25 protein-coding genes are annotated in these 21167 nt (G+C 69.4%); 15 read left to right on the top strand and 10 right to left on the bottom strand.

Going from position 1 to position 21167, the window contains the following annotated elements; genetic code table 11:
• Window positions 1-43 precede the first annotated feature (43 nt).
• The 10 genes from IT072_RS20335 to IT072_RS20290 all read left to right on the top strand — a co-directional run bounded on the left by IT072_RS20335 (window position 44) and on the right by IT072_RS20290 (window position 7445).
• Complete coding sequence (locus tag IT072_RS20335; RefSeq protein WP_223358649.1) at window positions 44-952, top strand: metal ABC transporter solute-binding protein, Zn/Mn family; 909 nt, start codon at window positions 44-46, stop codon at window positions 950-952.
• Window positions 949-1809, top strand: a complete 861-nt coding sequence (locus IT072_RS20330; RefSeq protein WP_223358648.1) for a metal ABC transporter ATP-binding protein — start codon at window positions 949-951, stop codon at window positions 1807-1809. Before IT072_RS20335 ends, IT072_RS20330 begins: the two co-directional genes overlap by 4 nt.
• Window positions 1806-2693 carry a metal ABC transporter permease gene (locus IT072_RS20325; RefSeq protein ID WP_223358647.1) on the top strand — a complete coding sequence of 296 codons (888 nt, stop codon included), beginning with the start codon at window positions 1806-1808 and terminating at the stop codon, window positions 2691-2693. Before IT072_RS20330 ends, IT072_RS20325 begins: the two co-directional genes overlap by 4 nt.
• A 9-nt stretch (window positions 2694-2702) precedes the next feature.
• Window positions 2703-3083: a Fur family transcriptional regulator gene (locus IT072_RS20320; protein ID WP_223358646.1), complete on the top strand. Its 381-nt coding sequence runs from the start codon at window positions 2703-2705 to the stop codon at window positions 3081-3083.
• Between the two features lie 30 nt (window positions 3084-3113).
• Window positions 3114-3854 carry an NYN domain-containing protein gene (locus tag IT072_RS20315; RefSeq protein WP_223358645.1) on the top strand — a complete coding sequence of 247 codons (741 nt, stop codon included), beginning with the start codon at window positions 3114-3116 and terminating at the stop codon, window positions 3852-3854.
• Window positions 3855-4117: 263 nt separating this feature from the next.
• The gene (gene rpmB, locus IT072_RS20310) at window positions 4118-4354 is read left to right on the top strand and encodes a 50S ribosomal protein L28 (RefSeq protein ID WP_223358644.1); all 237 of its coding nucleotides are present in this window, start codon (window positions 4118-4120) and stop codon (window positions 4352-4354) included.
• Entirely contained in the window at window positions 4354-4521 is a 168-nt protein-coding gene (gene rpmG, locus IT072_RS20305) for a 50S ribosomal protein L33 (RefSeq protein ID WP_021760158.1), read from the top strand. Before rpmB ends, rpmG begins: the two co-directional genes overlap by 1 nt.
• Window positions 4522-4523: 2 nt before the next feature.
• On the top strand, window positions 4524-4829 hold the full coding sequence (gene rpsN, locus IT072_RS20300; RefSeq protein WP_223358643.1) for a 30S ribosomal protein S14: 306 nt from the start codon (window positions 4524-4526) through the stop codon (window positions 4827-4829).
• A gap of 233 nt (window positions 4830-5062) precedes the next feature.
• Window positions 5063-5350 (top strand): HU family DNA-binding protein, encoded by a 288-nt coding sequence (locus IT072_RS20295; RefSeq protein ID WP_021760167.1) that lies wholly within the window; start codon window positions 5063-5065, stop codon window positions 5348-5350.
• Between the two features lie 121 nt (window positions 5351-5471).
• The gene (locus IT072_RS20290; RefSeq protein ID WP_223358642.1) at window positions 5472-7445 is read left to right on the top strand and encodes a cytochrome c oxidase assembly protein; all 1974 of its coding nucleotides are present in this window, start codon (window positions 5472-5474) and stop codon (window positions 7443-7445) included.
• 6 nt (window positions 7446-7451) lie between these two features.
• Here the strand turns inward: IT072_RS20290 and IT072_RS20285 are convergent, their stop codons facing one another.
• Window positions 7452-8492, bottom strand: a complete 1041-nt coding sequence (locus IT072_RS20285; RefSeq protein ID WP_223358641.1) for a hypothetical protein — start codon at window positions 8490-8492, stop codon at window positions 7452-7454.
• 93 nt (window positions 8493-8585) lie between these two features.
• Here IT072_RS20285 and IT072_RS20280 point away from each other — a divergent pair, with 93 nt between their 5' ends.
• Both IT072_RS20280 and IT072_RS20275 read left to right on the top strand, forming a co-directional pair.
• Entirely contained in the window at window positions 8586-9890 is a 1305-nt protein-coding gene (locus IT072_RS20280; protein WP_223358640.1) for an ATP-dependent DNA helicase, read from the top strand.
• A 26-nt stretch (window positions 9891-9916) separates the two neighbouring features.
• Window positions 9917-10267: an FHA domain-containing protein gene (locus tag IT072_RS20275; protein WP_223358639.1), complete on the top strand. Its 351-nt coding sequence runs from the start codon at window positions 9917-9919 to the stop codon at window positions 10265-10267.
• 3 nt (window positions 10268-10270) lie between these two features.
• Here the strand turns inward: IT072_RS20275 and IT072_RS20270 are convergent, their stop codons facing one another.
• Window positions 10271-10921 (bottom strand): biliverdin-producing heme oxygenase, encoded by a 651-nt coding sequence (locus tag IT072_RS20270; RefSeq protein WP_223358638.1) that lies wholly within the window; start codon window positions 10919-10921, stop codon window positions 10271-10273.
• 127 nt (window positions 10922-11048) lie between these two features.
• Here IT072_RS20270 and IT072_RS20265 point away from each other — a divergent pair, with 127 nt between their 5' ends.
• Window positions 11049-11474 carry a hypothetical protein gene (locus IT072_RS20265; protein WP_223358637.1) on the top strand — a complete coding sequence of 142 codons (426 nt, stop codon included), beginning with the start codon at window positions 11049-11051 and terminating at the stop codon, window positions 11472-11474.
• Between the two features lie 56 nt (window positions 11475-11530).
• On the opposite strand, the gene IT072_RS20260 is transcribed toward IT072_RS20265, so the two are convergent.
• The 4 genes from IT072_RS20260 to IT072_RS20245 all read right to left on the bottom strand — a co-directional run bounded on the left by IT072_RS20260 (window position 11531) and on the right by IT072_RS20245 (window position 15280).
• The gene (locus tag IT072_RS20260; RefSeq protein WP_223360928.1) at window positions 11531-12694 is read right to left on the bottom strand and encodes an IS30 family transposase; all 1164 of its coding nucleotides are present in this window, start codon (window positions 12692-12694) and stop codon (window positions 11531-11533) included.
• Window positions 12695-12995: 301 nt separating this feature from the next.
• Window positions 12996-14189, bottom strand: coding sequence for a hypothetical protein (locus IT072_RS20255; RefSeq protein WP_223358636.1), 1194 nt, complete (start codon window positions 14187-14189; stop codon window positions 12996-12998).
• Between the two features lie 138 nt (window positions 14190-14327).
• Window positions 14328-14837 carry a hypothetical protein gene (locus IT072_RS20250; RefSeq protein WP_223358635.1) on the bottom strand — a complete coding sequence of 170 codons (510 nt, stop codon included), beginning with the start codon at window positions 14835-14837 and terminating at the stop codon, window positions 14328-14330.
• Window positions 14838-14866: 29 nt separating this feature from the next.
• Window positions 14867-15280 (bottom strand): DUF4383 domain-containing protein, encoded by a 414-nt coding sequence (locus IT072_RS20245; RefSeq protein ID WP_223358634.1) that lies wholly within the window; start codon window positions 15278-15280, stop codon window positions 14867-14869.
• A 154-nt stretch (window positions 15281-15434) separates the two neighbouring features.
• On the opposite strand from IT072_RS20245, the gene IT072_RS20240 reads away from it, so the two are divergent.
• Window positions 15435-16709: a serine hydrolase domain-containing protein gene (locus IT072_RS20240; RefSeq protein ID WP_223358633.1), complete on the top strand. Its 1275-nt coding sequence runs from the start codon at window positions 15435-15437 to the stop codon at window positions 16707-16709.
• A 1-nt stretch (window position 16710) separates the two neighbouring features.
• On the opposite strand, the gene fliW is transcribed toward IT072_RS20240, so the two are convergent.
• Genes fliW through flgN form a run of 4 tightly spaced genes read right to left on the bottom strand, consistent with a single transcriptional unit; the run spans window position 16711 to window position 19900 of the window.
• Window positions 16711-17094 carry a flagellar assembly protein FliW gene (gene fliW / locus IT072_RS20235; RefSeq protein WP_223358632.1) on the bottom strand — a complete coding sequence of 128 codons (384 nt, stop codon included), beginning with the start codon at window positions 17092-17094 and terminating at the stop codon, window positions 16711-16713.
• Window positions 17091-17963: a flagellar hook-associated protein FlgL gene (flgL, locus tag IT072_RS20230; protein ID WP_327058924.1), complete on the bottom strand. Its 873-nt coding sequence runs from the start codon at window positions 17961-17963 to the stop codon at window positions 17091-17093. Before flgL ends, fliW begins: the two co-directional genes overlap by 4 nt.
• Window positions 17964-17979: 16 nt before the next feature.
• Entirely contained in the window at window positions 17980-19404 is a 1425-nt protein-coding gene (flgK, locus tag IT072_RS20225; protein ID WP_223358630.1) for a flagellar hook-associated protein FlgK, read from the bottom strand.
• A gap of 4 nt (window positions 19405-19408) precedes the next feature.
• Entirely contained in the window at window positions 19409-19900 is a 492-nt protein-coding gene (gene flgN, locus IT072_RS20220) for a flagellar export chaperone FlgN (protein ID WP_223358629.1), read from the bottom strand.
• A 422-nt stretch (window positions 19901-20322) separates the two neighbouring features.
• On the opposite strand from flgN, the gene IT072_RS20215 reads away from it, so the two are divergent.
• Entirely contained in the window at window positions 20323-21141 is an 819-nt protein-coding gene (locus tag IT072_RS20215; RefSeq protein WP_223358628.1) for a sigma-70 family RNA polymerase sigma factor, read from the top strand.
• Window positions 21142-21167 lie beyond the last annotated feature (26 nt).

Below are 21167 nucleotides of genomic sequence, written 5' to 3'. Positions count from 1 at the left end.
GCCCGCCCGAACACCTCCCCGCCGACTTAGACAGGTCCCGCTCATGCAGAAGCGCCCCCTCCTCGCGATCGCCCTCACGGCCGCCGCGGCCCTCGCCCTCACCGGCTGCTCGGCCGGATCCTCCGGCTCCTCGACCGACGACGGGAAGGTCCGCGTCGTCGCCAGCACGAACGTGTACGGCGACATCGCGCACACCATCGCCGGCGATGCGGTCGAGGTCACGTCGATCATGTCCGACCCGAACCAGGACCCGCATTCGTTCGAGGCCAGCGCCCAGAGCCAGCTCGCGATCTCGAAGGCCGACATCCTCATCGAGAACGGCGGAGGCTACGACGACTTCATGGAGACGCTGCGCAAGGGCGCCAAGAACTCGAGCCAGAAGGTGCTGAACGTCGTCGACATCTCCGGGAAGAAGCCCGTGGACGGCGAGCTCAACGAGCACGTCTGGTACGACTTCCCCACTGTCGCGAAGTTCGCGGGCGAACTCACCGACGCCCTGAGCGCGGCCGATCCCAGCCAGAAGAGCGTCTTCGAGAAGAACGCGGCCGCCTTCACCGAGAAGCTGGACGCCCTGGAGAAGAAGGAGTCCGATCTCAAATCGCGGTACGCGGGTGAGGGTGCGGCGATCACCGAGCCGGTGCCGCTGTACATGCTCCAGGCGATCGGCCTGGAGGACAAGACGCCGGAGGACTTCAGCAAGGCGATCGAGGACGGCACCGACGTCTCGCCGGCGGTGCTGCAGCAGACGCTCGAGCTCTTCTCGAACCACACGGTGAAGCTGCTCGCCTACAATGAGCAGACCAGCGGCCCCGAGACCGAGAAGGTGCTCGCCGCCGCCAAGCAGGCCGGCGTGCCCGTCGTGCCCGTCACCGAGACCCTCCCGAGCGGCAAGGACTACATCGGCTGGATGAACGCGAACGTGGACGCCGTCGCCACGGCACTCGGCGAATGACCGAACCCCTTGCGCGGGTCGCCGCGCCCACTGAGCGAGGTGTCGTGCTGCAGCTGCGCGACGCCTCGCTCGGTTTCGGTGACCGCACCCTCTGGAGCGGCCTCGACCTCGACGTCCACGCGGGCGAGTTCGTCGCGGTCCTCGGGCCGAACGGCTCGGGCAAGACCAGCCTCCTGCGCGCCATCCTCGGTCAGCAGCGCCTCGACGGCGGTTCGATCGTCTTCGACGGGCATCCCGTGCGCCGCGGAGACCGCCGGATCGGCTACATCCCGCAGCAGAAGCTCATCCCGGCGGGCACGCCCATGCGCGCCCGCGATCTCGTGCGGCTCGGGGTGGACGGTCACCGCTGGGGCATCCCGCTGCCGAACCGTGCCGACCGGGCACGCACGGACGAACTCATCGACGCGGTCGGGGCCCGCCGCTACGCGGACTCCCCCGTCGGCTCCCTCTCCGGCGGCGAGCAGCAGCGCCTGCGGGTCGCTCAGGCGCTCGCCGGTGACCCGGCCATGCTGCTCTGCGACGAGCCGCTCCTCTCCCTCGACCTGCAGCACCAGCGCGGCGTGAGCGAGCTGATCGACAAGCGGCGCCGCGATCAGGGCAGCGCCGTGGTCTTCGTCACGCACGACGTCAACCCGGTGCTCGGGATGGTCGACCGCGTTCTCTACCTCGCGGGCGGCCGGTTCCGCACCGGCACCCCGGACGAGGTGCTGCGCAGCGACGTGCTCACGGACCTCTACGGCACGCCGGTTGACGTCATCCGCAGTCGCGGACGGATCGTCGTGGTCGGCATCCCCGATTCCGAGACCCACGCGCACCACGACCACACCCACGCACCGCACCCGGAGCCGGCCGCATGATCCTCCACCTCGCCGCCTCGGGCGACCTCTGGTCGCAACTGTTCTCGTTCGCCGACTACGGCGAGCTGCTCGCCCTCGTGAAGAACTCGATCTTCGCCGGCGCGGTGCTCGGCATCGTCGGAGGCCTGATCGGCGTCTTCGTGATGCAGCGCGATATGGCCTTCGCCGTGCACGGCATCAGCGAGCTGTCGTTCGCCGGCGCGTCGGCGGCGCTGCTGTTCGGCGCGAACGTCGTCGTCGGCTCGCTCTTCGGCTCTCTGCTCGCCGCCGTGCTGATCGGGCTGCTGGGCGCGAAGGCGCGCGACCGCAACTCGATCATCGCCGTCCTGATGCCGTTCGGCCTCGGCCTCGGCATCCTCTTCCTGGCGCTGTACCCGGGTCGCAGTGCGAACAAGTTCGGCCTGCTCACGGGCCAGATCGTCTCCGTGGACGACCCCCAGCTCGGCTGGCTGATCGGCATCGGCGTGGTCGTGCTCATCGGCCTGCTGCTGATGTGGCGCCCGCTCTCGTTCGACAGCCTGGACGCGGATGTCGCCGCCGCCCGTGGCATCCCGACCCGCTTCGTCGCGCTGGCGTTCATGGTGCTCCTCGGGCTCGCGGTCGCGGTGTCGGTGCAGATCGTCGGAGCCCTCCTGGTGCTGTCGCTGCTCGTCACCCCCGCCGCCGCCGCGATGCGCGTGTCGTCGTCGCCCCTCCTCGTCCCCGTGCTCAGCGTCGTGTTCGCCCTCGTCTCGGTGGTCGGCGGCATCCTGCTCGCCCTCGGCAGCTCCCTGCCGATCAGCCCCTACGTCACCACCATCTCCTTCGTCATCTACGTCGTGTGCCGCCTCGTCGGCGTGCGGCGCGAACGCGGTTCACGGCGACTCGTGAGCCAGGCGGGCTAGCCTGAGACCGTGAAGCGGAACACCTGGCAGCGGGAGGCCGTCCGAGAGGCCCTGTCCTCGACGGAGGGCTTCATCAGCGCGCAGTCGCTGCACCTCAACCTCCACGAGACCGGCTCGCCGATCGGCCTGGCCACGGTGTACCGCGCGCTCGCCGACCTCGCCGCGGAGGGGGATGCGGACTCGCTGCAGTCCCCCGAGGGAGAGAGCCTCTACCGCGCCTGCACCGGCGGCCACCACCACCACCTCATCTGCCGCAACTGCGGTCTCACCGTCGAGATCGAGGCCGACGCGGTCGAGGAATGGGCTCGTTCGGCGGCAGCGGCGCACGGCTTCACCCAGGCGCAGCACGTCGTCGACGTCTTCGGGCTGTGCGAGAACTGCTCGCGCTAAGCACTGAAATCTGATCACTAGACTCGATGGATGCGCATCGGGGTCTACGTCGACGGATTCAACCTGTACTACGGGGCCAGGAAGCACTGTGGTCGCGGAACTCACGGGTGGCGGTGGCTGGATCTGCGTGCTCTCGTCGGGCCGATGGCCGGTTGGCAGGGCTCGCGGATCACGCGCGTCATCTACTGCACAGCACGCGTTGAAGCGGCGGACAACGCGAGCGGCAGGGCCGATCAGACCGCCTACCTCGGGGCATTGGTGGAAGCGGGTTCAGTCGATGTGATCGCTGAGGGCCGCTACGTGTCCTGGGCGAAGGAGGAGCCCCTCGTCAACGAGGAGCGCGGTACGTACCGGCCGACTGCCTACCGTTGGTCGGGCGAGCACTGGGACGCGAGGCTGCCGTTGCGGCGCCTGCCTGATCGGGAGGATACCGACCTGCACCGGGTGATGGCGACCGTGCAGAAGCGGGAGGAGAAGGGCTCCGACGTCAATGTCGCCTCCCACCTCCTCTTCGACGTTCTGACGGGAGTGGTGGATGCGGCGATCGTCATCACCAACGATTCGGATCTCGAACTGCCGCTGCGGATGGCGCGTGAACATGTCCCCGTGGGAACGGTGAACCCGTCCACGAACCCCACAGCCGGTGCACTCAAGGGCCGTCCGGATGATGGTGTCGGACGCCACTGGTGGCGAAGGCTCACCGCGGCCGAGTATCTGGGGAGTCAGCTTCCCGAGGTGGTTGGGAACCACCGCAAGCCGGATGGCTGGTGACTGCCGAAAAAGAAAAGACCCGCCCTCACGTGGAGGAGCGGGTTGGCTCTTCGAGACTATCAGATAGACGGTATGTGAGACGCGGGCACCGCAGGATTTGCCAGTACCCCGGGCGTGTCGTAGAGTTGTTCTTTGGCTGAGTGGGCTCCTCCTGCTCAGATCGCGTTCGAAACCCTCACACCCTTCCAAGCGTGGGGAAGTCGTGCGCCGACAAGTGACCTTGGGTGAGGCCGTCCGGCCTCACGGTATTGGAGAAGAAAGCAATGGCAGCAGTGTGCCAGGTGACTGGAGCCGTTCCCGGCTTCGGTCACTCCATCTCGCACTCGCACCGTCGCAACAAGCGCCGGTTCGACCCGAACATCCAGAAGAAGACGTACTACGTTCCGTCGCTTCGCCGTAACGTCACCCTGACCCTGAGCGCCAAGGGCATCAAGGTCATCGACGCCCGTGGCATCGAGGCCGTCGTGAAGGACCTCCTGGCCCGTGGGGAGAAGATCTAATGGCAAAGCAGCAGGACATCCGTCCGATCATCAAGCTCCGTTCCACGGCGGGCACCGGGTACACCTACGTGACCCGCAAGAACCGCCGCAACAACCCTGACCGTCTCGTGCTCAAGAAGTACGACCCCGTCGTGCGCAAGCACGTCGACTTCCGAGAGGAGCGCTAAACATGGCCAAGAAGTCCAAGATCGCCAAGAACGAGCAGCGCAAGGTCGTCGTCGAGCGCTACGCCGCCCGTCGTGCCGAGCTCAAGAAGGCTCTCGTCGACCCGAACGGCACCGACGAGTCCCGCGAGGCCGCGCGCGTCGGTCTGCAGAAGCTCCCCCGCGACGCCTCGCCGATCCGCGTCCGCAACCGCGACGCCGTCGACGGCCGTCCGCGCGGAAACCTCAGCAAGTTCGGCATCTCGCGCGTGCGCTTCCGCGACATGGCGCACCGTGGCGAGCTGCCCGGCATCACCAAGTCCAGCTGGTAATCAGCGGGCGACGCACGAAAGGGGCGTCCGGTTTCCGACCGGGCGCCCCTTTTCGTCGTCCCGGGAGGCCTCCGCAAGGTGAAAGAGCGGTGGGAAACGCCGAAAATCCGCGTGTTTCCGCGGATTCCTGATACATTCGAGGCGGTCATCCGACCAAACGTTATGGCCCTCCGCGGCCGTGGCTGTTCCACTGCAAGCTGGAGATCCAGCACAACGTCCGAGGAGGACACTCAATGGCTGACAAGTCGCTGAACAAGACCGAGCTCGTCGCTGCCGTCGCCGCGGCGTCGGGGCAGAGCCAGGCCACCGTCTCCGGTGTCGTCGACGCTTTCTTCGCGACCATCTCCGAGACCGTCGCCGCCGGTGGCAAGGTCACCATCCCGGGCTGGCTCGCCGCCGAGCGCACCGAGACCGCTGCGCGCACCGGCCGCAACCCGCAGACCGGCGCCGAGATCTCGATCCCGGCCGGCCACCGCGTCAAGCTGACCGCGGGCTCGAAGCTGAAGGCTGCCGTCAAGTAAGTCCCCCTTCGCTTTGCCCGAGGGCGGCGCCGCGCACTGCGGCGCCGCCTTCGTCGTATCCGGGAGGGGCGCGGCGGATGCTGTGGGCGGGCGCCCAGGCCCGGGGCCGTAGGCTGGTCTGGTGCCCCGAATCGTCCGTGTGATCGGCCCTGCCGCGCTGCTCGTCGCCGCCCTGGCGTCCGTGCTGGCCGGCCTCGCCTTCGGCGGCGGAGCGACGGCTCCGCTGCTGGCCGACCCGGGCGCGCTCGTGCGGTACGGTCTCCCGATCGCGACCCTGATCGTCAACCTCAGCCTCTCGGGAGTGGTCGGCGCTCTCGTCCTTGTCTGCTTCGTGTTCACGCCGGATCGCGAGGAATTCGGCAAGGCCCTCGACTTCGCTGCGGGATGCGCCGCGGTGATGACGGTGGCTGCCGCCGCGACCGGCCTCTTCACCTTCGTGAGCGTGTCGAACGTGCCGTGGTCGTTCGACGAGACCTTCAGCAACGGCCTGAGCTCCTTCATCACCAGCGTCTCCCTCGGCCAGGCGTGGCTCGGCGTCACACTGATCGCCGCCGCCGTCACCGTGCTCTGCTTCGCCGTGCGCAACCAGACGGCCCTGATCTTCGTCACCGTGCTGGCGATGGCCGCCGTCGTCCCCATGGCGCAGCAGGGCCACAGTGCGGAGGCCGCGGGTCACGACGCCGCCGTCACCTCGTTCGGTCTGCACGTGCTGTTCGCCGCCATCTGGCTGGGCGGTCTCGTGACGATCATCGTGCTCCGCGGCGTCTTCGGCGGCGACCGGCTCGTGACGGTGATGGAACGGTACTCCTCGATCGCGCTGATCTCGTTCATCGTGGTCGCGGCCTCCGGGTACGTGAACGCGGAGCTGCGCATCGGCGACCTCGCCCAGCTGGCCACGCCGTACGGCATCCTCGTGCTCGTCAAGGTGGCGGTCCTCGTCGTGCTCGGCCTCTTCGGGGTCTCGCAGCGTCGCATCCTGATCGGGAGGCTGAAGGCGGGCGGCAAGCGCGGCACCTTCTGGTGGATCGTCACGGCGGAGCTCGCCTTCATGGGCATCGCCTCCGGTGTGGCGGCCGCTCTCGCGCGCACCGTCACGCCCGTCCCGCAGACGCGCGCCGCGACCCCGACGCCCGCCGAGATCCTCACCGGCGAGAAGCTCCCGCCCGAGCTCACCTGGGGCCGGCTCTTCACCAGCTGGAACTTCGACCTGCTCTGGGTGCTGGGCTGCGCCTTCGCGTTGTTCTTCTACCTCGCCGGAGTGTGGCGCCTGCGGCGGCGCGGCGACGCCTGGCCGATCTACCGCACCGTCCTGTGGGTGCTGGGCATCGCGCTGCTGTTCTACATCACGAACGGCGGCGTCAACGTCTACGAGAAGTACCTGTTCTCGGCGCACATGTCGGCGCACATGGTGCTGACGATGGCCGTGCCGCTGCTGCTCGTTCCCGGCGCACCGGTGACCTTGGCCGCGCGCGCCATCCGCAAGCGCACCGACGGATCCCGCGGCGGCCGCGAGTGGATCCTGCTCGCCGTGCACTCGCGTTTCGCGGCGATCGTCTCCAACCCGATCGTCGCGGCGATCCTGTTCGCCGGCTCGCTGTGGGTGTTCTACTACACGCCGATCTTCCGGTGGGCGACGACGGACCACATCGGGCACGAGTGGATGGTCGTCCACTTCCTCATCACCGGCTACCTGTTCGTGCAGTCGCTGATCGGGATCGACCCGGTGAAGTTCCGGCTCCCCTACCCGTTCCGGCTGCTGCTCCTGCTGCTGACGATGGCGTTCCACGCGTTCTTCGGCCTCTCGATCATGCAGATGCACGGCCTCCTGCTCGCCGACTGGTTCGGTGCGATGGGCCGCACCTGGGGCGACCCCCCGCTCGTCGACCAGCAGACGGGCGGCGGCATCGCCTGGAGCATCGGAGAGATCCCGACCGTCATCCTGGCGATCGTCGTCGCGATCCAGTGGAGCCGCAGCGACGAGCGCGAGACGCGCCGCCGCGACCGCAACGCGGACCGGACGAACGACGCCGAGCTGCGCGCCTACAACGAGCAGCTCGCGCGCCTGGCGCAGCGCGACGGGGCCGAGCGGCAGTAGCTACTGCTACTGCCCCACGACGATGTCGAGCGAGCCGTCCGAACGGATGGTGACGCTCGTGAGGGAGACGGCGAAGCGCTCGTCCGACTCGCGCTGATCGATCGTCCCGTCGAACAGCGACTGCACGGTGACCGAGAGGTGCGCCACTCCCACCGCCTGGTCCATCGTCCACGCGGTCGCGCCGGCCGAGACGTGCACGGCGGGATACGTGGCTATGGTCCAGGCGGGGGCGCCCTGCACGCGGTCGTCGATCTCCACCCCGAAGGGGCAGCCGGCGGGCTGGAGGACCTGCTGGGTCGCACACTGGTCGAGGAAGGCGTTCAGCTGCTTCTGCACGGCGTCCGTGAACGCCTGTGTCGGCTGGGCGTCGACGGTCGTCTCCACGGTGCGTGCCGGGGCGGCGAGGACGACGGCGGGCGCGGCGTCGAGGTATCTCGAGGTGTGGCCGAGCACGTAGCGGCCGGGCGCGAACATGAGATAGTCGGCGGCGACGCTGAAGGCGTTCGCGGGCTGGTCGGGGGCGGCGGCACGCGGGTCGACCGTGTGGGAGGCGATGGTGAAGTCCTGCGCGTGGGCGACCGTGATGTGCGCGACGGTGAGCGGCGTCGTGGCGAACCGCCACAGGGGCAGGATGCCGAGAACCGAGCCCGACTGCTCGACGGCGAAGGTCGCGCTCACGGCGTGGCCGTCCGAGGTCGCCTCGACGGTGACGTCGTGGACACCGCTCGATCGGGTGCGGTCGGAGACGACGCGGATGTCGGCGATGCGTGGCAGGAGATCGGCCCGCAGAAGCTCCCGCGAGGCGCTGGAGGGCAGTCCGGCCTGCTTCAGGGCGGCGGAGGTCGGCGCGGCACCCGGCATCCCGAGGGCTGCGGCGACATCGCGCGCGGCGAGGGTCTGCATGTAGCCGGCGACGAAGCCCGAGGCGCTGTAGTAGGTGCGCTGAACGGCGCCGAACGCCGCGAACAACGCGACGAGGAGCAGGAGCCCGATGCCGGACCAGACGATGAGCGTGCGCACTCGGCGCCCCGACTCATCCCCAGCCATGAAGCCATCCTATTGGCCTGTGTAGAAGCGGCTCCCGCTCGGCCACGCGGGTTAGAGTAGTCCGGCAGGTCGCGCGAGGGGAAAGGGACTCGGATGGGCCGACTCTCGCTCTCGCCGGAGCAGCAGGCGGTGTTCGAACTCATCGAGCACACGCGTGAGCACGTCTTCGTGACGGGTCGCGCGGGCACGGGCAAGTCCACCCTGCTCAACCACCTCTCCTGGAACACGGAGAAGTCGATCGTGATCGCGGCACCGACGGGCGTCGCCGCCCTCAACGTGGGCGGCCAGACCATCCACTCGCTCTTCCGGCTGCCCATCGGCGTCATCGCCGATCACGCCATCGAGCAGAGCGCCGAGCTGCGCAAGCTCCTCAACACGATCGACACCCTCGTGATCGACGAGGTCTCGATGGTCAACGCCGACCTCATGGACGCGGTCGACCGCAGCCTGCGCCAGGCGCGCCAGCGCCCGGCCGAATCGTTCGGCGGCGTGCAGGTCGTGCTCTTCGGCGACCCGTACCAGCTGGCCCCCGTGCCGGGAGACCAGGAGGAGCGCGCCTACTTCACCGACAACTACCGCTCGATGTGGTTCTTCGACGCCAAGGTGTGGCAGGAGTCCGAGCTGCGCATCGTGGAACTGCTGCAGGTGCACCGGCAGCACGAGTCCGACTTCCGGTTCATGCTCAACGCCGTGCGGCACGGGCAGGTGACGAAGGAGATCGCCGACCGGCTGAACGAGGTCGGCGCCCGGCCGGCCCCGGACGACGGCACGATCACCCTCGCGACCCGCAACGACACGGTCAACCGCATCAACGCGCAGGCGCTCGAGCGGCTCCCCGGCCGGGTGCTGACGGCGAAGGCCGAGATCAGCGGCGACTTCGGCGGCCGCAACTACCCGGCGGAGGAAGCCCTGGAGCTGAAAGTCGGCGCCCAGGTCATGTTCCTGCGCAACGATGTCGGGCAGGGCGACGGGCCGCGCTGGGTCAATGGAACGATCGGCACGGTCACGCGCATCGACTCCACTGTCTTCGTCGACGTCGACGGGGAGGTCCACGAGGTCGAGCCCACGATCTGGGAGAAGTTCAAGTACAGCTACTCCCCCGAGACCAAGAAACTCACGAAGGACGTGGTGGCGGAGTTCACGCAGTTCCCGTTGCGCCTGGCGTGGGCGGTCACCATCCACAAGTCGCAGGGCAAGACGTACGACGCGGCCATCGTCGACCTGGGCAGCCGGGCCTTCACCTCCGGTCAGACGTATGTGGCGCTCAGCCGCATCACGACGCTCGACGGGCTGTACCTGACGCGTCCGCTGCGCCCGAGCGACATCACGGTCGACCCCGACGTGGAGCGGTTCATGCGCGACGCACGACCGGTGAGGGTCCCGCTCAGCGCGAGCTGAGCGCGGCCGAGGCGAAGGAGACGCAGATGATCACGTTCGTGCTGGACTTCAGCGATGGGCAGCACGTCGAGACCACCGGCAACGGGGTCATCGGCCGCAACCCGGGCGTCCACACGCCGGGGACCGAGTTCGACGACCCGGCCCATGTGGAGCTGGTCGGGATCCGCGACGACAACACGTCCGTCTCCCGCGCGCACCTGGCGTTCGGCCAGTACGACGACGTCTTCTGGGTGATGGACCTGGGCTCGTCGAACGGCACGACCATCTCGTACCCGGGCGAGGGCACGTTCGCGTGCGATCCGAACACGCGGCACGAGGTCGACCCGGGGTCGATCGTGCGGTTCGGGAGCGCGAGCTTCACGCTCAGCCGCCGCTGAACGTCAAGCCGCGGCGGCCTTCGCCGCGGCGAGATCGTTGAACAGCTCGGTGTTGAAGCGGAACGCCAGCCCGACCTCCGCGATCACGCGCTCGCGCTCCTCCTCCGTCCAGTCGACGGCGTCGAGCTGGGAGCGGTAGACGTCCTTGAAGACCTTCGGCTTGGCGATGTCGGCGAACAGGTAGAACCCGACGCCGTTCGTCTCGAAACCGTACTGGCGCTGCAGGAGGGTGCGGATGATCTGACCGCCGGAGAGGTCGCCGAGGTAGCGCGTGTAGTGGTGGGCGATGAAGCCGCCCGGCCAGTCGTGGCCCACCTCGCGGATCCGCGCGGTGTAGCGGAAGGTGCTCGGCAGCGGCGCGATGCGGTCGCGCCAGTCGTTGCCGAGCAGGAACTCGAGGTCGGCCTCGATGGCCGGCAGGCGAGTGAGCTTGGGGGTGATGAACAGGGCGGCGACCGGGTCGTCGGCCATGTGGACCGCGGCCTCCTCGAGCGCCTCGTAGATGAAGTAATGCTGGGCGAGGAGGTGGATGTAGTCCTCACGGCTGCCCTTGCCGCTCATGAGGTCCTGCATGAAGTTCGCGCCTTCGCTCTCCTCGTGCACGGTCCGGGTGCGCTCGCGGAGCGCTTGCGAGAAGGGGATCAGTTCGGCCATCGGGTCTCCTGGTCAGGTAAGGCTTGCCTAACATCGTGACGGACGGAAGGGGGTCCCGTCAAGCTGGACGGCCCGGTCTGCGCGCCTCCTTCAGCGGGTCGGCAGGTGGGCGGCCTACGCTCGCCCCATGAACGCCTGCGCCGATCTCGTCTCGACAGCGGAGCGTCTCGCCCGCACCTCGGCCTCCTCCCGCCGCTTCTTCGTCGATCTCGGCGCCGAGGCCGGGGGCGTGCGCCGTGGTCCGCTCTGGTTCTGGGATGCCGCGCGCGGCGGCCGCAACAGGATCCGGGGGCGCGGCTTCCGCCCGCACGTCGACGACGGCACGGACGGCCAGGCGCGGCACTTCGCCGGCATCCTCGCCGTCGCGGCGCGGATCGGTGTGAGGGCGACGCGCTGGTTCGCCATCCACGTGCTCGGGGACGCCGAGGACTCCGCCGACGGACGCCTCACCGACCACGCGCTCGACCTCGTGCGGCTCGCGCGCTCCGGGGCCGTGACCAGGGCCACCGTCGGCGAGTGGATCCGCCGCACGATCTGCGAGCCGGTGCACTGACGCAGAGGGGCCGTGCGGCGAGGCGGATTCAAGGGGTCGTCGCAACACTAAGTGAACTAAACGAGTTGTATCAGACGCTCGGCTGGGGTATCCCAGCCGAGCGTTTTGCGTGGCCGGCTGTTGAGTTTCTGGGCAACGTGTTCGAGGTCCTCCGGGCCGTGAGCGGTCAGGTCGGTGCCCTTGGGGAAGTATTGGCGCAGCAGCCCGTTAGTGTTCTCGTTCGAGCCGCGTTGCCAGGGGGACGCGGGGTCGCAGAAGTAGACCGGGACGCCGGTGGCGACCCGGAAGGCCTTGTGAGCGGCCATTTCTGCTCCCTGGTCCCAGGTCAACGACCCGCGCAGGTGTTGTGGGAGCGTGCCGATCAGTTCGACGAGGACGTCGCGGACGGCTTCGGCGGTGTGCTCGCCGGGGAGGTGGCCGAGCATCACGTAGCGGGTGGTGCGCTCTACCAGTGTGAGGATCGCGGACTGGTTGTTCGCGCCGACGATCAGGTCACCTTCCCAGTGGCCGGGGACGGCGCGGTCTTCGACCTCCGGCGGACGCTCTGAGATCATCACCATCGGATCCACGAACCGGCTGGTGCGTTGCTCGGGTGACCGGTGGGGTTTGCGGCGGGCGCGGCCGGTGCGCAACGCGTCGGCGATCTCGCGTTTGAGCCCACCGCGGGCCTGGATGTAGATCGCTTGATAGATCGTCTCCGTGCTCACCTGCATGCTCTCGTCATCTGCGTAATCACGCGACAAGACGCCGCTGATCTGCTCCGGAGACCATTGTTCCCTCAGTCGCTGGGCGACATACTCACGCAACCGTCCGGGCTGTGCGAGCTTCGCAGGTTTCGGGCGAGCTCGCTTGGTGGCGGCATCCCGATGCGCGCCGTGCGGGAGATAGAGACCGCCCTTCGAACGCGCATCGAGTTCGCGTTTGATCGTCGATGCGGGCCTGTCTAGCGCCCGTCCAATCGCCCGCAGTGTGAGCCCGGCCCGTCTGAGATCGGCGATCGTCTCCCGCTCCATAAGCGACAGGAGACGGGAGCCAACCTGCTCCGGAACCTTCGGCGGTGGACTCGTCATGGACTCCATCGTGGTGCGCCCGGTCGTGTAATCAACACGTCGCCCGTCCGAGTAAAACCGCGAATTCCGCGACTTCCTCACGCCGTAATCCCAGTCGCGGCCGGTGCGCTCGTGGATCCCGACTCGCGCCGCTGCCTCCCGGCGTGACACGCCCTCCGCCCGCAATCGGGCGAACTCCTCTCGTCCCGGGTGCGGCCTGGCCGGATACGCCTTCGCCCGGAACCCGGCCTTCCGCGCCCAACCGAACGCGGTATTCGTGTTCAACCCCAACTCACGCGCGGCAAGAGTCACACTGCCCAACGACCCCAACAACGCTAGGAACTCAGCCCGACGCCGATCCTGCTCCTCCGAAAACGACACGGTGGTCGCAACCTCCCGAAAACCGGAGTGTTGCGACCACCATTAGAACCCGCCCGATCGCCGCACGGCCCCTCGCTGCGCTCGGCGCCGGTCAGCCGAAGCTCACCACGACCTTGTCGTCCTTCACCTCGATGTCGGCCGAGATGTAACCGGCCTTGCCGGTCAGGTTCTCGGTCGCCGGGTTGCCGCGATAGTCGGAGCCGGTCAGGACGGCCGTGAACGCACCGTCGCCGATCTTGAACTGGTAGTACGAGTCGCTGTCGTCGACCTCGACCTTCGGCGACTCGACGACCGTGACGGCGACGGTGGAGCCCGAGACGCTCATGTTCGAGGGGTAGCTCAGCTCGATGCCGCAGTCCTCGACGTCGTAGTACGAGGTCTTGGTCGCGCAGTCGGCGTAGTGCGCGTCGACCTGCTTCTGCACCTCGGCCAGGTACTCCTTCGAGGGCGTGAGGTCCAGCTTGAGGTCGGCGTAGGTTCCCGCGGCGATCGTCAGCTTCGGAGACCCTGCGAGCTCGTAGAAGCGGTTCGGGGCACCCAGCGTGTAGACGGCGGGATACGCGGAGATCTCGGAGTCCTTCGACGTCACGGCCTGCTTCGCGCCCTCGACGGTGAAACCGGGGATGGTCGACGAGACGTACGGCAGCTGATAGGCGAGGCCGCGGCTGACGTACCAGCCCTTGTCGTCCTTGTCGAGCTCGATGGTGTCGCGGTAGGTCTTGCCGGCGAGCTTGTACGTGACCGAGACCTGGGTCTGGTCGGAACTGCGGCTGGTGAGGGTGCGGGTCACAGCGGGAGCGGTGATCCGCTCGGCCTTGGCGAGCACCGCGTCCGTGAGCAGGAAGTCGGACGCGTCGGCACGGCCCAGCTTGTTGGCCGCGGACGCGTTGCCCTTCGCGATGTCCTGCAGGTACTGCTCGGCGACGCCCTTCGCGCCGTTGCCGCCCGCGAGCACAGTCACGAAGAGCACGATCGCGACGATGACGACGATGACGAACGCCACGGCGCCGCCGATGACCCACCACACCCAGGGGCGGATACCGGAGCGCGCGCCCGGCGCGGGAGCGTACGGGTTGGGGGCCGCGGCGTACGCGCCCGGCTGCGGCTGCTGGGGCGGCTGCGGCTGCTGGTCCTGCGGTGCCTGCGGCGGCAGCGGCTGCTGGTCCTGCGGTGCCTGCGGCGGTTGCGGTGCCTGCTCCGGCGTCGGTGCCGGCGACTGCTCGTGCGGCGTCTGCTGTCCGCCGCTCGGGTTCTGATCGTCGGTCGGTGTGTTCGGGTCGGTCATGTGATCCCCCTCTAGTCGCTGCGTTCTGGTGACGGCTCCCGAGGGGTCGCGCGCGTGGCGCGTGGATGTGGGCGCGGCCGAGGCCGGCCGGCGGACGACGGAATCCCCCGAGTTCCGTCCGACAGCTTAGCGGGCCGCTCAGTGGTGGTGGCCGACCGTCACCGCGGCGATGCCGGCATCCGTCAGGCCGAGCGCAGGGATGGTGACGGCGCACACGGCGGAGGCGCTGAGCGCCAGCGCGGCCACGAAGCGCAGCGCGCCTCCCCGTTGCGATGCGGGACGACCGCGCCGCAGCACCACGGCGCTCACGGCAGCCACAGCGACGTCGAGCAGGGAAGCCACTCCCATCGGGATCAGCGGCAACGCGAGCACGGTGCCGGAGGTCGCGGTGGCCCCCACGACGGCGAGGGACGCCCACAGCCCCACGGGGATCAGCGCCAGCACGGGCACGAGCCGGAACACGAGGGGCAGGTCGCGGGCCAGCGTCGTGACCGACCAGGCGAGCTCCGCCGCGGCGACGACCACGAGCAGGATGAGCAGTGGAAGAGGTGCGCTGGGGGCGAGCGCCGCGTGAAGCAGACCCGCCCCCAGCGCGGCCACGGCGAGGAACGCCCGGGTCGGAGGGACGACCGACGGGGTCCCTGACATCCTGCTCAGAGGAGCCGTGGCCATGTCGGTCAGACGGCGGCCGGAGTGGAGCGCACGGTCCGCTCGGCACCGAGACCGACACCGAGGAGCACGATCGCGCTCGCCAAGTGGAGGAAGTGGTCCGGGGTGTTGAGCGCGAGGATGTTCGCGCCGGTCCCGACCAGGAAGAAGCCGACGATTCCGAGCAGCAGATACACGGCGCCGACGGTGGTGTTGACGGCCTTCGCGGCGGCCGCCCGGGTGAGGCCGGCGATGAGCAGTGCTGCGCCGATCAGCAGATGGGCGACGTTGTGCAGCGGGTTGACCTCGAAGATGCCGAGGAGCAGCCCTCCCTGGGTGGCGACGAAGCCGACGCCGCCGGTGAAGGCGAAGCCGAGCAGGCCGACGAGCAGGTAGACGGCGCCGAAGATCGTGGCGACGAGACGGTTCGGTGATGTGCGCATGGTTCGTTCCTCCTTGGACGGCGCACGGATGCGCGCCTCATCTGGTCTTCGCAGCGCCGAACGGATCGGATTGGGACACCACCCGTTGCGTCCTGGCCGGTTCCAAGCCGCGGGCTACAATCCAGGGACGAGGACCAGAACGGCGGGGGAGTCCATGCGACGAGCGAACCGGATCGGACGGGCGGTCGCCGCAGCGGCCGCGGCCGTGCTCCTGCTCGGCGTCACCGCCTGCACCTCCTCCTCCGCCTCCGATCTGCCGAGTCAGCGCCCCGGCGCCTTCCCCTCCGACGTTCAGAAGCGCCTGGAGTCCGCGTTGACGGACGCGATGACGCTGGCGGACGCCTCCGCCGGGTTCGCGGGCGTGTGGGCGCCGTGGGCGGGCAGCTGGACCACCGCCTCCGGGACGACCACCCGTGGCGGTTCCGCCCCCGTCACGGAGGACATGACGTTCCGCATCGGGCAGAACACGCTCCCCATGACCTGCACGGTGTTCCTGCAGCTCGTCGACGACAGCACGATGGGGATCGACGACCCGCTCTCGAAGTGGATACCCGACCTGGTGGGCGTCGACGGCATCACGATGCGCGAGCTCTGCCAGGACACCTCCGGACTCGGCGACTACTCGGCGCAGCTGAACGGTCGCATGGTGATGAACCCCACCCGGCAGTGGCCGCCCCTCGAGCTCGCGAGCGAGGGCATCGCCGCCCCGCGCACCGGGAAGCCGGGCGAGAAACACTCCTCCGCCCGCACGAACGCCGTGCTCGTGGGCATGGCGGTGCGCAACGCGGCCGGAGCCGACTGGCCCGAGCTGTACGAGAAGCACCTCTTCGAACCGCTCGGGATGGACGCCAGCGTGCTGCCCGAGAGCTCGACTCTCGTGGTGCCGGGCGCGCATCCCGCCGGCTACTCCGCGAGTGTCGACGGCGTGGGCGCGGTCGCCTGCGATCCCGTCCGCGATGTCTCGCGACTCTCCCCGTCGGGTGGCTGGACCTCCGGAGGCGTGGTCTCGAACCTCCACGACCTGAAGGCGTTCAGCCAGGCGCTCGCCGCAGGCTCCCTCCTCGAGGAGAAGACCGCCGACGCCCAGATGACGGGAGTGACGAGCGGCGCCTCCTGGCAGAAGCAGGGGCTGGGCGTCGAGCTGCTCGGGCCGCTGCGCGGGAGCACCGGGGCGATCCCCGGCTACCTCTCGGCCATGTACACCGACCCGGCCTCGGGCCTCACGGTCGTCGTCGCCCTGAACAACTCGACCCCCGGCTCGGGGTTCGCCCGGGCGCTGGCCCAGCGGTTCGCCTCCATCGCCTCCAAGATCCCGGCGGCCGCCAAGGGCGCCAAGGTCGTCGCGGCGCTCCCGTGGTCGGAGGAGCAGACGGTCGACGCGATGACGAAGTCCGCGCCGTGCCCGGCGAAGGCGCCGGCCGCGAAGTAGGTCAGGCTCCGGCGAGTGCCGCCAGCTCGGCGCGCACCGGGAACGCGTCGTCGTCCAGCACCAGCTGGAGGGCGGCACCCGTCAGACGATTGACGATCACGGGGGCGAGCAGGTTGACGGTGCTCCCCTGCAGCGACGGCGTCACGACGACCAAGAGCTGCGCCTGGTCGGCCGTCTCGATGCCGAGCTCGACGGCGCGGTCGTCCGGCAGCTCCGGCGAGTAGCCGGGCAGGTGTCGTTCGGCGTCGAGTGTGAACAGCCGGATCTCCGGTCGCTCCGCCGAGGCCAGGGTGAACAGGCCCGCGGCGCCGTCGACGGGGCTCAGCTCGAAGTCGGCGAGCGGTTCGAGCCCGGGAGGCGGGCTGACGAAACGGATGGCGCTCATCGGAGGAAGTCCATCAGCGTCGGCTGCAGGACACGTGCCGTGACGGCGATCGCGGTCTGGTAGTTGACATCCTGCGTCTTGAGGTCGAGGAGCACCTTGCTCAGGTCGACGTCCTCGATGCTCGAACGCTGCGCCTCCAGCGAGTTCGCACCGACGGCGAGCATGTCCTTCGCCTTGTCGATGCGGGTCTGCCGCCCGCCGATCTCCGCGTGCTCTCCCACGATGGCCTTCGTCCTGTCGTCGATCTCGCCGAGGCGGGGACCGACGTTGACCCCCGTCCGCAGATCGTTCGAGATGGCGTCGAGCAGGGCGAACACCGAACCGGAGCCCGTGCCGAAGACGGCGGCCCCGTCGGCATCCACCCGCACCGTCGTGTCCGGGCCGATCCTGCGCTCCACTGTACTTCCCGCGGCTCCGGTGAAGGAGTAGTCCGGCTGGAACGCGACGCCCGCATCCGAGTTTCCGGCGAAGACGGTGCGACCGAGGTAGCTGGTGTTCGCCAGCGACAGGAGCGACTTCTTGAGCCCGTCGAGCTCCGTGGCGATGGCCTCCTTCGCCTCGGTCGAGAGCGAGCCGTCGTTCGCGCCCGAGACGGTGAGGTCGCGCACGCGGCGCATGATGTCCTCCACGGAGTTCAGAGTGGAGTCGGCCGTGGTCAGCCACGCGTCGCCGTTGTCGGCGTTGCGCTTGTACTGCGCGGTCGCCGCCTGATCGGCGCGCACGCCGAGGGCGCTCGCCGTGGCCGTCGGATCGTCCGACGGCTTGGTGATCTGCCGGCGGCTCGTCGCCTGGTCGTAGAGCTGCTGCTGGCGCTGCAGGCTGAGCTGCAGGTTGCGCTGGGCGCCCAGCGTCTGCGTGGCGTTCGTCACACGGGTGAACAACGGTTTACCTCCCGACCAGTCCGGTGTGGTTGATGAGCACGTCGAGTGCCTCGTCCACAGCCGTCATCACGCGCGCAGCACCCTGATAGGCGTGCTGGAACGCGAGCATGTTCATGTTCTCCTCGTCGAGGTCGACGGAGGAGTTGGCGAGCAGCGCGCTGGTGGCGGAGCTCGCGGAGAGCTCTGCGAGATCCCCCTGCTGCTGCGCGATCTTGCTCGCGACGCCGATGTGCACGACGAAGGACGACCACTGCTTGTCCACGGCGTCCGTGCCGGTCCCGAGCTGGGCGATCCTGTCGGCGATGCTGCCGTCCGTGCCGCCGGCCCCCGGCGTGCCTGTCGCGATCTGCGAGACGCTCGTCGGCACGACCGAGAGGCCCAGGGCGGCGGGCTTGCTCGCGTCGATGGCGAAGAAGTCGAGCCCGGTCGCCCCGGTGCTGGTCGCGCCCGTGCGGTGGATGTCGTTGACGCGCTGCGCGATCGTCACGGCGAAGGAGTTGAAGCCGGCGGCGGCCTCGGCGAGCACGCCCCCGGTGCCGGACGCGTCGGCCGGGGCGAGCGTGGAGATCGCGCCGGCGATCGCTCCACCCTCCATCGCGATGGCGGAGCCGGGACGGTACGCCCATTCGAGCCGCACCGCGTCGCCGCCGGCGTCGGACATGCGCTGCGCGCCCGCCAGGGCGACGGCGTTCGCCGAGGTGCCCTGCACCAGCGCGTTGCCGCCCACCAGCACGTCGACCGTGCCGTCCTGGTTGGCGCGCACCACTCCCCCGGCGAGCGAGGCGATCTTCGTCGTCAGCGCGTCCCGCTGGTCCATCAGCTCATTCGCCGAGGCGCCCGCGTTCAGCGCCGCGCGGATGCGGCCGTTGAGCTCGGCGACGGCGTTCGCGGCGGAGTTGAGGTCGTCGACCATCCCGCCGGCCTGCGTGCGCAGCGTCGACCACTGGTCGTCGACCGCCTGGTAGCCCTGTGCGATCTGCGTCACCAGGCTGCCCGCCTGGCCGAGCAGCACGCCGGCGGGCGCCTGCTCACCGGCCTGGTTGGAGACGTCCCCCCAGGCGGACCAGAACTTCTGCAGCTGTGTCGAGATGCCGTTGGTGCCCGGCTCGTTGAGCGAGGCCTCCAGCGACGCGAGCGCCTGGGCACGCGTACTGGAGTAGCCGGAGACCGCGGAGGTGGCGCGCACCCGGGAGCTGAGGGCGGCGTCGTCGAGCCGTTGCACGCCGCCGACGAACACGCCCTGACCCGGCTGCATGCCCCCGCTGAAGAGACCGGCCGAGCTCAGGGGTTCGACGGCGGAGGTCGCCACCCGCTGACGCGTGTAGCCGGCGGTGTTGGCGTTGACGAGGTTCTGGCCGACCACATCGAGGCCCGCCTTGGCCGCGACGAGGCCGGTGTACGCGGTGTTCAGGCCGCTGAAGGTGCTCATCGCGCTACGCCTCCGTGTCGAAGAATCGCGCGCCGCCGTCGCCGCTGCGGCTCTCGCCTGCGGCGCCGTACAGGCCGGGGTCGCCGCCGCCGGAGAGCCCGTTCAGGGTCTCCTGGGTGGAGCGGGAGGCCTCGCGCAGCAGGCGCTCGTTGGTGTCCCGCACCTCGGCGATCTGACCGGTCAGCTCCGTCATCGCCGCCAGGTGGGAGCCGAAGATGTCCGACCAGATGCCGTCGGGTGCGGCGGTCGCGAGCTCCCGGAGGGTGGCGTCCGGTCCGAGGCCCCAGGCCTCGGCGACCTCGGCGACTTCGACCGTGCGCGTCAGCCCGGCGACGCGCATCCGTTCCATGACCTGCTCGACCTCACGGGTGGCGTGGGAGATCCACCGCGACTTGCCGGCAATCAGCAGCAGCTGCTCCTCCTCGAGCTTGAACAGCAGCAGCTCCAGGAGCTCGCGCTCCTTCCAGAGCTGCGCGGAGAGTTCGCTCGCGGCCATGTCGCTCCTGACTTCCTCGTGAGTCGTAGTGCGCACTCGGTCCCCTCCGGTTCGCGAGACGGGCGGACCTGCCCGTCGACACCAGGGACAATCGGCACCGATGACCTCGATGTTAGGCGCGCACGGCTGCGAATACCCTCAGCGCGCTCCCCCTCTTCCCAGCTCGTCCTTATCAGCCGCATAGACCGTTCACGGGGATGTCGGTGATCCCATTTTTGGGGGTGCCTCCTGCCCTGTAGTGGGGGCATCCATCGCGAGACCGGAGTGCGCCGCCGTTGTTACCGTGAAAACGGAAAGACCCCTAGCACCTGCTCGGCACCCGACCCAGCCCGAGCAATCGACAGCACCGCCCGAGTACCCGTCTCAGCCCGCTCCTGGAGGGCTGCGCCGTGGTACCCGTCCGATGAAGAGGGGTCGCACGCGTGAACCGCAACGAACGAAACGCGCTCGTCGTAGAGAACCTGCCGCTGGTGGGGTACCTGGTCTCCGACCTGGTCTCGCGCGCCACCCACCTGTCGAGGGACGACCTGGCCTCCGCCGGCTCCCTTGCGCTGGTGGCCGCCGCCGACGCGTACGACGCGTCCACCGGCGTGCCGTTCGGGGCCTACGCCCGCACCCGCATCCTCGGCGCCCTGGCCGACGAGCTGCGGGCGAGCGATTGGGCCACCCGCTCCGCGCGCAAGCGCATCAAGGAGACGGTCGCCGTGCGCGAGAGCCTCACCGCCGCCCTCGGGCGCACGCCGACCGTCGACGAGATCGCCGACGCGCTGGGCGTCGACCGTCAGACGGCGGCGGCCGGCCTCGCCGACGCCGCCCGCACCGTGACCGCGCTCGACGAGACGGTCGAGCCCCTCCTCGTCTCCGACGCCGCCGGGCCGGAGGAGGCTCTCATGACCGGGGAGCGCACCGCCTACGTGCGCGCGGCCGTCGCCGCCCTCCCCGATCGGATGCGCTCCATCGTCGAGGCCATCTACTTCGACGACCGCACCGTCACCGAGATCGCCGACGAGCTGGGGATCACGCACTCCGCCGTCTCGCAGCAGCGCTCGGAGGCCATCCGCCTCATGCGCGAGGGGCTGGCGACCCACTACGCCGACGAGGGCGACCCGGAGGTCATCGAGGCCAAGACCTCGCAGGCCCGGCGCAGCGCCTACCTCGCCCGCCTCGCCCAGCACGCGGTCGCGCACATGGGCGCGCATCCCGCGCCCCTCTCCCCCACCTCGCCCGCGCGAGCATCCTGACGTCCCTAACGGACCGGTGAGACCGG

The organism is Leifsonia sp. ZF2019 (assembly GCF_019924635.1).
Lineage (GTDB): Bacteria > Actinomycetota > Actinomycetes > Actinomycetales > Microbacteriaceae > Leifsonia.
This window is presented reverse-complemented; position numbering and strand designations above follow the sequence as displayed.